Consider the following 12,855-nt stretch of genomic DNA (forward strand, 5'->3'; position numbering starts at 1 on the left):
TCATCTCCCTCTAATGAGTTTTACTGCCTCATTAATAGCTTTCTCAAAATTTTGTTCTGCTTTGAGTTTTATCTCTTCAATCTCCTCTTCTCCATCCTTTGTAATCTTCTCTGCTTCAACCTGTCCTTCTTTCCTTTTCTCTTCTATTAAAGAGTTTGCCTGTTTTTGGGCCTCATTTATTATTTGCTCTTCAATCCTTCTTGCTTCCTCCTTTGCTCGGTCAATTATTATCTTTGCATCTCCTTTTGCTTTTTCAATCCTTTCTTCTGCCTTTTTCTCCGCATCTACAATTTCTTTAATGATTGTCTCCATGAAAAGCCCTCCGATGAAGTTAATGAAAGTAACCGTTTCAAAGGAGTGTTAAGTGAATACTTTAAATAATTTATGCTCAAAAGTGCACAAAGAAGAACAGAAAAGATGAAGATTTTTGCATAAATGATAAAACAGAAATAAAGATTCATATTCACTATTGAACATTAGTCAACTCTGACCTTCACTGGTTTTCTTTCGCTCAAATACAGTTTTAATATCCTTTAATACTGCATTCTTTGCAAAAACCACTACTTCTCCTTTCTTTGGTAATTTCGTATCCCCTGATGGGATAATCAGATTTCCCTTCTCGTCATATATTGCAACTATAAGAGAGTCCTTGGGCAAATTAAGCTCTTTAACAACCTTTTCTGAGATCTCACTTCCATCATTCAATGGAAACTTTACAATTTCTGCACCTTCTCTTGGGAAAAGCACTCTATCAAAGCCAGGAATTGTTATGCTTCTGAAAATGTAGTTGGCCGCAATTTCTTCGGGGCTTATGACCACATCAAAGTATTTCTTTAAATCTTCAACCCTTTCAAAGACTTCCTTATTCTTAGGCTTGCTTATTCTGAGGATGGTCTTTATTTTGGGATTCAAATGCTTTGCAAGGATACATGCTAAAATATTTGCATCATCCCTACCAGTTAAAGCCGCAAACGTATCTGCCTGCTTAACATTAGCCTCTTCTAGAGTTTTCTGATCTGTTGCATCTCCTTCGAGTACAAGCCCATTAATAAGGAAAGATAGTTCCTTAGCTCTTTCTTTGTTTATGTCAATTATCGTAACATCGTGCCCTTCATTTTCCAACATTTTGGCCACAAGATAACCAACCCTTCCAGCACCCATTATCACAACAAACATTCAACGTCACCTCTCCTCAGCGAGGAGTATTTTCGCGATTTCAGCATATGCTGGCCTTGTTATTAGTATTCCCGTTATTGTACCTACAATGGTACTGAATGCAAATCCTCTAAGTCCACCAATAAAGTACCAGAACAAAAAGAGCATTGCAATAATGGTAGTTGTTGCAGATGCCCATATAACAAAAAATGCCCTTCCCATTCTCTTTAAGATACCACTTCTTTTTGTTATTTTCTCCCTTTTTACTCCTCCCAAAAGTTCATCAGTTATCACAATTTGTTGATCTACACTCGTCCCTATGAGAGCTATTATACCTGCTATACTTGGAAGATCAAGATCCCACCGAATAAGTGCAGCAAATCCTAAAATCGCAAGCACTTCGCTTAAACTTGTTAAAACTACTGGAATTGCTATCTTAGCTCTCCTATAGTGGAAATACACTATAACTCCCACCATTATAAGAGCCATCATACCTGCTTGTACCACTTGTTTTTTGAATTGTTCCCCTAACGTCGGAGATATATAATTAACTCCCTCCAGAGATACCTTAACTGGAAGAGAACCACTTTCAAGAACTGTCCTGACAATTTTCGCCTGTTCTATGGCAAAAACATCTTGACGAGTTCCTCCAATTGAGATTGCTAATTCAGTCCGTGGTTCTCCTGTTGTGAGGCCTTCTTGTAGCTTATATGGACCATACAAACCTATAATCCTCCTAATAAACTCGTCTATAGCCTCTCCTGCACGTGGTTCTCTTTTTTCTACTTTTATTCCAAAGTTTCTCAACTGAGATTCGAGATTACCATTAATCCCAATTAAGATAACCTTTTCTTTGCCTTCTGCAAGTTTAGCTATTTCTTCTGCAGTCTGATTTCCATATGCGATAACATCAATATTAAATGCCTCTTTGAGTCTCTGGGGAAGTGATTTAGCATCTGGTACAAATTGAAACTCATTTATCATAACCATAACCGCGTAGACATCTTGGGAAACTATTAAAACCGAGTTCACAGGAGGGTCAAGGAATATATCTACCGGATATCCGACCTTTCCAAGGGCGAGTTGAGCAAATTTTTCTGCAGCTTCTTTTGAAATCGAGAATGGAACTATCCAAGCACTTTTACTTGCATCGTAACCCACCTGGTCAACTCTTTTAATGTCCTCTCCAGTAGCAAAGATTACTCCATTAAACTCTGCATAGAATACACCCTGACGAGTTATTGTATTTATAATGTTATCCACTTCTTTATCACTTACTCTAGCCACACTTATTTTAATTGTATTATTCCCCCAAGGTTCTAATTTGATATCTTTAACTCCTAGAATATTCAATCTTTCTTCAAGAGAATTTTTGACCTCTTCTAGAAGTACTGTGTTGTTTTCTTCAAGAACAACTGTTATTTCAACGCCGCCACTAATATCAGTCCCATAGCTCAATCCTCCAACAACTGTATCACCAATGGTAAATCCTCTAATGAGAGTCAATGAAACAACGACAGTAAGTATAAGAAAGATTACTTTTGTCTTTAAAAGAACCTTTTTCCAGTTCATTTTTTCTCACCTCTATAGATGTACCATCTCAGAACTCCAGCATTAAGTATCCACGTGTTCATAAAGTCCGCGAGAAGTCCAAAAATAAGGACACTCGCTATCATATCTATGACTTCAGCTTGAGAAAGCAACCATAACGAAGCCAAGGCTCCAAGCGTTGTAGTACTCATTGTAAATCCTGTGGAAACTGCTGAAAAGTAAGCATCTTCTATAGTATCTTCTTTTCTCCTTAAAAGTTTAGTAGTGAGCAGAATGTTGCTATCAACGGAGTATCCTATAAGTAGTAGGAGAGCTGCTATAGTGGCTTGACGTAATTCAAGTCCAAAAATGCTCATTAGTGCAAGTGCTATTGTCATGTCTGAAAGAGCCGAGAATACCACTGTCAGAGAAGGTATGGGATCTCTGAAGAAAATAAAAACAATAATAGCCATTCCAATAAATGCCAATATTACTGCTTTTAATCCCTGGTGTTGTGCAGTTTTTGAGATTGCTGCTCCAACTTTCACAGGATGCATTTCTGCATTTGGATATTCAGAACGTAAAATACTCATTATCTCAAGAGGATCTGTATCTAAAGGTGCTCTTATCTCTATTTTGGTTTTTCCGGTAGGATCAATTATCGCCCTAGCAGTTACATCAAAATTATTCTGCTTAAGAAATACCTCGACTTCAGAGGCACTTGCATCAACTCCATAAATTGTTATTGCAACTCCTCCTCCAAGATCTATTCCAAGGTTTGGAAAGTGAACTGCGAGTATTAAAACTGCTACAAGAAAAACAATTAGTGGATAGGTTATCATTTTTTTAGGATCAGTAGCAGCAAGCTTTTTGAGAGTATTCTCAAGCATCCTGTTCACCTCTTACGTGGTTTTTAATGTACGGCATTGTCTTTTTAGATACTCCACCGTAGCATTTAAAAATCTATTCAATAGCGCACTTACTAGACACGCAACTTTTAAAACCTAAGGTGAATAACTGGATTAGGTGATGCTCATGGACACTATTGGATATCACTACGTGGTTGAGGCTTCAGGATGTGATCCAGAAGTTTTGAAAGACCCTAACAAAATAAGAGAGATTTTCATCGGTGCAGCGAAAGCAGGAAACATGGAGATAAAAGCCAGCTACTTCTTTAGGTTCTCTCCGACTGGGGTTAGTGGTGTAGTCATTGTCGCTGAGAGTCATATATCAGTCCACACATGGCCCGAAGAAGGTTATGCGGCACTAGATGTTTACACATGTGGAGAGAAAGCAGACCCGGAGAAAGCCGTGGACTATATTCTTGAACAATTCAAGGCCCAATATGCTCACGTCTCAGAAGTCAAGAGAGGTATTAAGGAAGAAGAAGGCACTTTTACCCATATGATACTAACTTGGGAGGAAAAACTTGATAGAAGAAATGAAAGGTAGTCATTCAAGAAGCTTTTCAAGTTCCATCCTTATTTTCTCTATCTTATCCTTGATATTCTCAAACTTGATCTTATAAGCCTCAAGCTCTTCGATTTTCTGAACTAAAGACCTCTTTTCTTCATTTAATCTTTTGATTTCTTCCTCTTTTTCGCGAAGCTGGTTTTCCAGCCTTTTAACTTCCTCTTCGAGCTGTTTAAGCTTTTCTTCCTCCACTCTTTTACTCTGGAGCTCCATGAGTTTTAGTTTAGTTTCCATCAACTCCTTCTCAATATTTTTCTTCTCTTTTTTAAGTCTCTCAAAGTCCACCCTTGTTTTTTCAAGTTCCTTTCTTAATCTTTCTATTTCTTCTTGGGCCTTTTCAGCTTCCGCAAGTTTTGCAATCTCTTTCATCTTCTCAAGTTCTTTTTTGACAGTCTCATACTCTAATTTGAGCTTCTCGTACTCTTTCATCAATTTTTCATACTCCTCTTTTGCAATGACTTCCTTTAGTCCGCCCTTCTCAATTATTTCAATTGTTTTTATTAATTCATCCAGCTTTCCCTGCTTGATTAGTTCGTAAGTCTCCCTCACCAGCTGACCTGCCTTGCTTTCACCTTTAAGATGTTTTCTTATGGTCTGCTCCGTTCTTCCAAGCTCCCTTGCGATTTCACTTGTTATCATTCCTGCTTTTTCTCTTGCTATCGCTCCAGCTGCAACTGCCAGACTATCAACCCACGTCAACCTCTCTGCTGAGTCCTTAATTAACTCGATAACCTCTGGCCTAAAGAGAGTTGCAAAGAGAAGAATACTCTCTAATTGGTGAATCTCCTGTCTTCCGATTGGATTAAGGGGTATTTCTATTTCCATCCCCTCACCCCCTCAGATTTCTACGATTCCACCTCTCTTCAGTATTTTGTTTGCATAAACTATAATTCCCTTATCTGTTATATCAAAGGGATGTCTCCTCATTGAGTGACTTGTACCTCTCATTTTCCATACTGTAAGAGAACGTTTGAGTTCTCCATCGATTTCGTCTAGATCTAACCTTATAATACCATCAACTCCATGCTCTACTCCAGGCCCACCAAATCCTCTTTCTCCAACGCTAATCTGGCTCACAAATATACTTGTACACCCTGTTCCGGCTAAAACTCTTTTTAACTGTAGAATTATACTTCTCGCTATGGCCGGCTTGTTTATATAAAGGGTTGTTACAGAATCTACCACTACCCTCTTAGCGTCTATATCCTTTATGGCCTGTCTGAGAACATCAATAAACTCTCTGAGGTCTGTCAAATCGTGGACTATATATTTCTCATATTCCCTTGATCTCCCAATCCCTGCTGTAAAAGCATCCACCATAGCAAACATTCCTTGGTCCTCATAAGGCCTAATATCCCAACCAAATTGGGCCATGTTCTGTCTAATCTGAACTGGATGTTCCTCTAATGCAACATAAATTCCTGGTTCTCCTTTCTGCAGCCCATTCCACAGGAATTGCTGGCTAAAAATCGTCTTTCCTGTTCCTGGACCTCCACTAAGCAGAACTACGTTCCTTTCAGGAATTCCACCATGAAGTATTTCATCCATACCTGGTATCCCTGTTTCAACCCTTTTTATCACTTCTATCACCTCCTATGGAGATTGTTGATAAGTTTTATAGGATTTCAAGAGAACAGTGATTTTAGTTACCATTTGGTATTATATTAAGTAAAAGTATTTAAATTTTACGGTGCTTAGAAATGATGAACAACTATAAATAGCCCAGATTATATCCAAAAGACCCATTTCAGGGCAGAAAGGACATTAAATGATGTATCAATCTTCCTAATTTTATCGCAAACTTTATAAATTGAGACCTAATTTAGTGTTATTGGCGGGGGCGTGGTGTAGCCTGGTCTATCATCGCGGGCTCCAGAGGTGTGAAGACGAGCGGGTTTGCTGATTTGGGGATGAGCCTTTGGAGCTCTGACCCGGAGAAACCCGCGGACCGGGGTTCAAATCCCCGCGCCCCCACCATCCCACGCTCTTCTGAGAAAAGTTAAGAAGAAAACTTAGGGGGCTCATACAATTCCTCGCATCATCATAAAATCAGAAAGGAGAACGGTAATCATCGCCCCGAAAATTCAGAGCTCTTCTTTAACTGTTACAAACGAAACCATTGTTACGGTCTGCCCTACTCCTTTAACCTCTCTAAGTTTGTCAACGACAACTTTTCCTATCTCCTCAGCTGAGGGTGCCCTAATCTTTATTAAGAGATCCCATTCACCAGCAATTATGTGAACTTCATGAACTCCTTCAATCTGTGCAATTTTTTTAGCCACTTCTCTTTGAGAAAGTCCAAATTCCGGGTCATACCTAGCTAAGATAAATGCTGTAGTCCCCAAGTTAAGCTTTTTGTAATTAGGTTTGATTGTGAATTTTTCTATAATTCCTTCGTTAATGAGTTTCTTAATTCTATAATGCACAGTCGTCCTTGGAATTCCAAGTTTTTTACTTAGAGTAGCGATGTTTTCCCTTGAGTTCTCTTTAAGCTCTTTAAGCAGTTTTAAATCCACAGCATCAATTGCATCACTCATCCAAATCCCCCACATAATTGTCATATTTCCAACAAATTACCGATAGGTATTGTCAATTAACTCTTTTTAAGGTTTTCTTTTAACCATCTTGCAAATTCTGTCAATGCCCTACCCCTATGTGAAATCTTGTTTTTCTCACTAGTGGTCATCTCAGCAAATGTTTTAGTACTTCCTTCTGGCAAAAAGATTGGATCAAACCCAAACCCATGCTCCCCTCGTTTTTGATCAATGATCCTTCCATATACAATGCCCTTAAAGAGATGTAACTCTCCATCATAATATCCAATTACACTTTTAAAATAAGCTTTCCTATTTTCTAGCCCCACCATTAACTTTAGTATCCCCTCATTTCCGAGAGTTCTATAAACGTATGCAGAATAAACTCCCGGAAAACCATGAAAAGCCTCAATAAAAAGGCCTGAATCGTCTATGAAAAAAGGTTCATCAAAATAGTCCTTCAACCAATTAACCCCAAAAGCCACAACTTCTTCAAGAGTATTTGCTTGTATCTCTGGATATTCCACTTTTTTTTGTATAACTTCAATCCCAAGGGGGGAAAGATAGCTTCTAACCTCGTCTAATTTTCCTTTGTTAGATGTTACAAAAATCATCCTCATGTTTTCCACCTACTCATCAAAAGAATTAGAAAGTTAAAAAGATTGAGCTCAGTGCTCCTCATCTTAGTGAAGGATTTCAATCAATGGTATATCCTATCTTCTCCACTAATTCCCTCCTTTCTTTCTTCTGTTCAGCAGTTTCAATCCTATTGGCAGCTTTTCCATCAACTATTCCAAGAACGGACCTACCAAGCTCAGTTTCAGCAACTATAACCTGCAATGGATTTTCACTAGCCCCATAAACCATCACAACTGCTGGATGATTCTTAACTGTGTTTAGCACATTTATTGGAAACGCATCTTTCATAACTATAACAAATACATGTCCAGCCCCAATTTTTAAAGCATTCTTTGCTGCCACTTCCTCTAGTTCTTTATCATTCCCAGTATATCTGGTTAACTGAGGCTTTGCCTCATTCATAGCAATTCCAAACTTTATTCCTGGTACTGCAGTTAAAAGTGCTCGAGCTAAGTCATCAACAGTAAATATTGAGAAGTTCCCTTGACCAATTATACATTCAGCGCCTTCTGGTTTTTCCACATTAACAACTTCAATCTTGACCATTTCACCCACCCCTTATTACATAACATTCTATACATAAAACTTTTTTGCACAATTATGTGAACTACCCCACTCTTTTGGGGGCTTCCTGCTTCATCGGGAAGACTTGCCCCGTGACGACAGCCTGATAAGGCACGACACGGGGTAGAGGTCTTCCCTCCACAGGCAATCCAGGTCGTCCCAACCCTTCATCCAAGCCCTTCTTTAGAATATTGAACGAAGCGTTCAAATCCCTGTCCAGCTCAACCCCGCACTTCGGGCACGCGAAAACTCTATCAGAAAGCTTCAACTTCTCAACGACGAAACCACAGCGGGAGCAAGTCCTTGAAGTGTAGGCTGACTTGATGAAAACAACCCTCCGACCGGCTCTCCCAGCCTTGTCGGAAAGTATCTTAACGAACTCCTTCAAAGCCGAATCCAGAAAACGGCGTCTAAAACTCCGGGAAGAGTTGTTCTCCACGATGTTTTTAGCGCCCAAATCCTCAAGAACGATAATATCATAATTCCTTACATAATAGAGGGCAAGCTTGTGGAGGAAGTCCCTCCTCTGATTGTAGAGCTTTTCATAAGCTTTAGCCAGCTTTACCCTCGCCTTCTCCCAGTTCTTTGAACCCTTTTGCTTCTTTGAAAGTTGCCTCTGGAGTTTCTTAATCCTCTCAAGGGACTTCTCCAAGAAGAGCGGGTTTTCGAAGGCGTTCCCGTCGCTGTCCACGGCGAAGTGTTTAACTCCAAGGTCTATTCCCACGGCCCTTCCAGTTTTTGGAAGCGGTTCCGGTTCCTCCTCAACTTGAAAGATTGCGTACCACTTTCCGCTTCTCGTCCTCTTAATGATGACGCCCTTTACTTTCCCCTTAATCCTACGGTGGAGCTTGATGGGGATTTCCCCGATTTTTGATAGGTGCAGTCTCTTCCGCTTTTCATCGAGTTTGAAGCCGCTCTGGTTGTAGTTTAAAATCTTCCAGCTGTTTGGAGACGTTTTGTAGCGTAGTTTTCCAACTTTGTGGCCTTTTTTCTTGAGTTCTTTTAGAGCCGTTAAGTTCGACCAGAGTTGATGGTTCACCATCTGAAGAACCTTTGAATACACGCTGTTAAGCTTGGGGTTTTCCTTTTTCAGTTCGACGATGAGCCTTTGAGTATCATACTTCCGGAGATTTGGATTCTCTCGTTTGGCTTTCAAGAGTTGGTTGTAGAGCCATCTGCATAGTTCCATATGCTGGAGCATTGTTTCCTGCTGGGTTTTTGATGGGTAAATGCGGAAGCGGTAGGCGAGCATCACTTTTTCTCACCTTGGCTCTCAACGTATGCTTTGAGAATGTCAAGCGTCATATGAAGTATTTAAGGGTTTCGGGCTTTCATCCCCTCCCTTTCGGAAGAGGACTTCCCGCCCGAGGGGTTAAAAAATTCTCCATCAAGCGGACAATACTCAATTCCATAAATATCCCCAGATGCCCTATACTCCAAAGCCCGACAATCATGACATATAGAAGCAAATGGACACCCATTACATGCCTCTAAAGAGGCTTTTTTTAGTTTCCAGAATCTCTTAAGTTTGCGTTTTCTAAGCATTTGTTTGAGAGTCATCTGTTTTATATTCCCTCCGATAAAGTTCCTCAAAAGTGGACAGGGAAGAACAAACCCCTCTCCCGTAATCGCGAGAGTACCACTCAAACATGGGTGGTATTTAGGTGTAGGAGTATATACCCTTTTCACCTCCATGAGGTCGAAGTCAACTTTTCTTAGAGAACCTGGAAAGAGCAGATCTACATAAATTTCACCATAAAATGGAATATCAAAGGCCCTTTCTACATCTTTGCTTTGCACTATAAGAAGCAAAGCGTGAGCATCTTCCAGCATAATAGCTTTTTCGACATTTTCCTTTGAATACTCTAACTCCACAATGGGCTTCACACCAGGAGAAAGAGAAATCTTGTTAAAATCCTCAAGCTTTACAACTGCATATACATTCTTAATATCTAAGGAAGCCGCATAGTTGCTTATTTCCTCAAGAGTCCTTAGATCATCATAATTGGTAAGATACAAATCTCCACCTGAGATCAAAGAGAACTCATAGAGTATTTCCTTTATCCGATCCACTTCCACTGGATCTTCTCTTAGTATGAATCTATTATTACCAATACAGCCTATGGATCTTGGAATTCCAGTTATTTCTGAAAATTTCCCTTTTCCTGCTCCAAGTTGCACTATGAGTCTCTCCAGCTTTCCTGTATGTTCTTTTTCAACCCATGGTGGTTTACCAAAGGCGGTGATATTCTTGGGCCTCGGCCACAAGATATTATTTCGAACTGTTTCCATTCAACCACCAAAAAAGAGAGAAAATAAGCTCCTTTATTAATCTTACTATTTTAAGTTGTTTTTTATTTACGAGAATTTATGATTACATTATACGACTAATGATTCCTCTTGTACATTACTGCCTTCTCCCCTTCAATCCAAAACTCACCTTCATTGGTAACTTCCTTTTTCCATATAGGAACCCTCTTTTTTACCTCATCAACTGTCCACATACATGCTTCAAAGGCCTCTTTCCTGTGTTTTCCCACAGCAACTATTAATATTGTGTTCTCTCCTATATCCAGCTCACCATACCTGTGCCATATTAAAATATCAAGTATAGGGAAATTCCTTAATGCCTCTTCCCGTATTCGTTCCATTTCCTTAATAGCCATTTCCTCATAAGCCTCATAAATTAGTTTTTTCACGTGTCTCCCATGACTCTCATCCCTCACTTTCCCTAAGAAAATAGCTATTCCTCCTGCTTTGGATGATGATATAAGCTCTATTGCTTTGTCAATGTCGAAATCTTCCGGTTTCTTGAAAAGTTTAATCTTCAAGATCTATCACCTCAAAAGAGTTATGCAGTAAGTCAACTATAAGCAATTTATTGGCCAATACCTCTCCATACCCAGTAATAAGTTTAACAACCTCCATTGCCTGGATTGTGCCAATAACCCCTGCAGTGGCACCTAAAATTGGAAACTTCTCTTTTTTCTTTGGAGGTATAGGGAAAATTTCTTTAAGACTTTTTGTTTTACCTGGAATTATTGTTGTTAGCTGACCATGAAGTCCTTCTACAGCACCATGTACAAAAGGAATACTCCTTCTCTGAGCAAAATCATCCAGAAGATACCTAGTCTCAAAGTTATCCAAACAGTCAACCATCACATCTACCTCTTTAATAATCTCATCGATATTTTCCCCAGTTAATTTTTCAGTAAAAGCCTCTACCTTTATATCAGGATTAAAGCGTTCAAGCTTCCACTTTGCAGAAACAGCCTTAGGGTTCTTTCCTAAATCCTCCTCCCAATGGAGAATCTGTCTATTTAGATTACTTAGTTCTGGAGTTTGTTCATCTATAAGGAGGAGTTCCCCAACTCCTGCAGCAGCTAGATAATAAGCAACAGGACTTCCTAATCCCCCTATTCCTATAATAGCAACTTTACTCTTCTTTAGTTTTTCCTGTCCCTCAACCCCAAATATCCTAATTTGTCTATCATACCTCTCAAGTTCTCTATTACTTAACATTTCATCCACCACTTGTAGGAGGGAACAAAGCTATCACATCTCCATCTTCTAACATTTCATCAAAAGAAGCATAGCGACCATTCCTCGACACATTTACATCTGCTTCATCATTGTAATCTTCACCAAAAACCTCCTTTTCGAGCTCTGGATGAAGATTTTTTATATGTTCAATTAGATCACTTATTGTGCTACCCTCAGAAAGCTCGATAATTTCTTCGTTAACCCCGGAAAGCTCTCTAAAACGAGCAAAATATCTCACTTTTATCCTCATAATTTTCACCAACTAAGTTAAGGTTCCTGAATTTATAAAAATTTATTATGAAACAAAGTGCTTACCACGGAACATTCTTCCATTTCATTTTATAAGCAAAGACATTAGCACTCCAGTGAATAAATGGAGTAACAACAAGTAAAAACAGTACTTGCTTAGTTGAAAGAGTTCTTACTGGGTAGGCAAAAATAAGAGCGGCGACAAGAAAACCCCATTGATCAAGACCAACTGCAGGATATCCTCTCTCCATCCCTACCCTTCTTTTTACGAAACTTCCCACCAAATCACCAAAAAGAGCTCCAAATGAGAGAGCAAATCCTAGCTCTAAGGCAGAATAGAATGAACCATAGAAACTAGGAGTACAATAATACTGAATAAGTGATATTAAGACCCCAGCAAAAAGTCCACCAAAAAAGCCTCTCCACGTTTTTCCATCTCCAAGTATTCTCCTGCCATCAATAAATCTTTTACCAAAGTCCATTGGAATCTTCCCCTTGAAAAGCACGGGAGAAGCATTTGCAAAGTATGCAGGAAGAATATACCAAAGGGCCTCGGCTATTTCATTCATTTAACCACCGCCGTAATTAACTCTACTTTATTTTTAAGTCTTTGTACCATTTAATCTTTCCTCAAGACACTTTAGGAGCACCCTTAAAACCTCTTCCTCTTCATTTTTCAAAAAGATATGTATTATCCTTTCTGTAATGGCATTTCTTTGAAGGGCAAATTCTATCCTCTCCCTTAGTTTAATAGCTTCTTCACTATCTTCATCTTCTATAGCTTTAAGTGCCCTAAGGAGACTTTCTCTAGTTTGTCTGACATCTTCCTCAATTTTCTTATAATATGCTTCCTTTCTCCATTCTCTTATATTTTTTATCGCCGTGTAATATGCTCTCTTATCTCCTGGCTTTTTTATTCTCTTAACCAATCCTAAATTTTCAAGAAGCTTTAAAGCAGTGCTCACATGAGAAAGAGAATATCCAGTACGTTCTGCTATTTCCCCCAAACTTAACGGTTCATCTTCAAAGAAAAGAACCCCATATATGTACCCATAGAGCTCACTTAAGCCAAATCTTCGTGCTGTATTTGCAAAATGATCCATCATTATTTTTTTGGCCCTTTCCACACCCAATATGATCCCCCCATTCACGTAACTTCCCAAAGGTT

The 12,855-nt window shown here is 39.2% G+C and carries 17 protein-coding genes and 1 tRNA gene; 2 read left to right on the plus strand and 16 right to left on the minus strand.

The annotated features are described in order from the left end of the window. The 4 genes from K1720_RS01885 to K1720_RS01900 form a co-directional block, all read right to left on the minus strand. Positions 1–312, minus strand: a complete 312-nt coding sequence (locus K1720_RS01885) for a V-type ATP synthase subunit H (protein ID WP_251949540.1) — start codon at positions 310–312, stop codon at positions 1–3. 168 nt (positions 313–480) lie between these two features. After that, entirely contained in the window at positions 481–1,176 is a 696-nt protein-coding gene (locus K1720_RS01890) for a potassium channel family protein (protein ID WP_251949541.1), read from the minus strand. Between the two features lie 6 nt (positions 1,177–1,182). Beyond that, positions 1,183–2,727 carry a preprotein translocase subunit SecD gene (locus tag K1720_RS01895; RefSeq protein ID WP_251949542.1) on the minus strand — a complete coding sequence of 515 codons (1,545 nt, stop codon included), beginning with the start codon at positions 2,725–2,727 and terminating at the stop codon, positions 1,183–1,185. Further along, the gene (locus K1720_RS01900) at positions 2,724–3,575 is read right to left on the minus strand and encodes a protein translocase subunit SecF (protein WP_251949543.1); all 852 of its coding nucleotides are present in this window, start codon (positions 3,573–3,575) and stop codon (positions 2,724–2,726) included. Before K1720_RS01900 ends, K1720_RS01895 begins: the two co-directional genes overlap by 4 nt. Before the next feature lie 145 nt (positions 3,576–3,720). Between K1720_RS01900 and speD the strand changes: the two genes are divergently transcribed. Continuing rightward, the gene (gene speD, locus K1720_RS01905; protein ID WP_251949544.1) at positions 3,721–4,137 is read left to right on the plus strand and encodes an adenosylmethionine decarboxylase; all 417 of its coding nucleotides are present in this window, start codon (positions 3,721–3,723) and stop codon (positions 4,135–4,137) included. Here the strand turns inward: speD and K1720_RS01910 are convergent, their stop codons facing one another. Continuing rightward, a complete protein-coding gene (locus K1720_RS01910; RefSeq protein WP_251949545.1) occupies positions 4,138–4,983 on the minus strand; it encodes a transcriptional regulator in 846 nt (281 codons plus the stop codon). Positions 4,984–4,995: 12 nt separating this feature from the next. Continuing rightward, positions 4,996–5,739 carry a KaiC domain-containing protein gene (locus tag K1720_RS01915; RefSeq protein ID WP_251949546.1) on the minus strand — a complete coding sequence of 248 codons (744 nt, stop codon included), beginning with the start codon at positions 5,737–5,739 and terminating at the stop codon, positions 4,996–4,998. Positions 5,740–5,994: 255 nt separating this feature from the next. Between K1720_RS01915 and K1720_RS01920 the strand changes: the two genes are divergently transcribed. After that, positions 5,995–6,135 (plus strand) — tRNA-Trp (locus K1720_RS01920). A 107-nt stretch (positions 6,136–6,242) separates the two neighbouring features. Here the strand turns inward: K1720_RS01920 and K1720_RS01925 are convergent. The 10 genes from K1720_RS01925 to K1720_RS01970 all read right to left on the minus strand — a co-directional run bounded on the left by K1720_RS01925 (position 6,243) and on the right by K1720_RS01970 (position 12,820). Next, entirely contained in the window at positions 6,243–6,695 is a 453-nt protein-coding gene (locus K1720_RS01925; RefSeq protein WP_055281281.1) for an Lrp/AsnC family transcriptional regulator, read from the minus strand. Positions 6,696–6,751: 56 nt separating this feature from the next. After that, the gene (locus K1720_RS01930) at positions 6,752–7,312 is read right to left on the minus strand and encodes an XTP/dITP diphosphatase (protein WP_251949547.1); all 561 of its coding nucleotides are present in this window, start codon (positions 7,310–7,312) and stop codon (positions 6,752–6,754) included. Between the two features lie 76 nt (positions 7,313–7,388). After that, the gene (locus K1720_RS01935; RefSeq protein WP_055281277.1) at positions 7,389–7,877 is read right to left on the minus strand and encodes an adenosine-specific kinase; all 489 of its coding nucleotides are present in this window, start codon (positions 7,875–7,877) and stop codon (positions 7,389–7,391) included. Positions 7,878–7,938: 61 nt separating this feature from the next. Further along, a complete protein-coding gene (locus K1720_RS01940) occupies positions 7,939–9,147 on the minus strand; it encodes an RNA-guided endonuclease InsQ/TnpB family protein (RefSeq protein WP_251950447.1) in 1,209 nt (402 codons plus the stop codon). Between the two features lie 62 nt (positions 9,148–9,209). Beyond that, complete coding sequence (locus tag K1720_RS01945; RefSeq protein ID WP_251949548.1) at positions 9,210–10,187, minus strand: SPASM domain-containing protein; 978 nt, start codon at positions 10,185–10,187, stop codon at positions 9,210–9,212. Between the two features lie 95 nt (positions 10,188–10,282). Next, the gene (locus K1720_RS01950) at positions 10,283–10,726 is read right to left on the minus strand and encodes a molybdenum cofactor biosynthesis protein MoaE (RefSeq protein ID WP_251949549.1); all 444 of its coding nucleotides are present in this window, start codon (positions 10,724–10,726) and stop codon (positions 10,283–10,285) included. Beyond that, the gene (locus K1720_RS01955; RefSeq protein WP_251949550.1) at positions 10,716–11,417 is read right to left on the minus strand and encodes a ThiF family adenylyltransferase; all 702 of its coding nucleotides are present in this window, start codon (positions 11,415–11,417) and stop codon (positions 10,716–10,718) included. The genes K1720_RS01950 and K1720_RS01955 overlap by 11 nt, the downstream gene beginning before the upstream one ends. Position 11,418: 1 nt before the next feature. Continuing rightward, entirely contained in the window at positions 11,419–11,688 is a 270-nt protein-coding gene (locus tag K1720_RS01960; protein ID WP_251949551.1) for a ubiquitin-like small modifier protein 1, read from the minus strand. Positions 11,689–11,749: 61 nt separating this feature from the next. Beyond that, a complete protein-coding gene (locus K1720_RS01965; RefSeq protein ID WP_251949552.1) occupies positions 11,750–12,256 on the minus strand; it encodes a CDP-2,3-bis-(O-geranylgeranyl)-sn-glycerol synthase in 507 nt (168 codons plus the stop codon). 33 nt (positions 12,257–12,289) lie between these two features. Continuing rightward, positions 12,290–12,820, minus strand: coding sequence for a GbsR/MarR family transcriptional regulator (locus tag K1720_RS01970; RefSeq protein WP_251950449.1), 531 nt, complete (start codon positions 12,818–12,820; stop codon positions 12,290–12,292). Between the last annotated feature and the right edge of the window lie 35 nt (positions 12,821–12,855).

Origin of the sequence: Thermococcus argininiproducens (genome assembly GCF_023746595.1) — an archaeon.
Lineage (GTDB): Archaea > Methanobacteriota_B > Thermococci > Thermococcales > Thermococcaceae > Thermococcus_A > Thermococcus_A argininiproducens.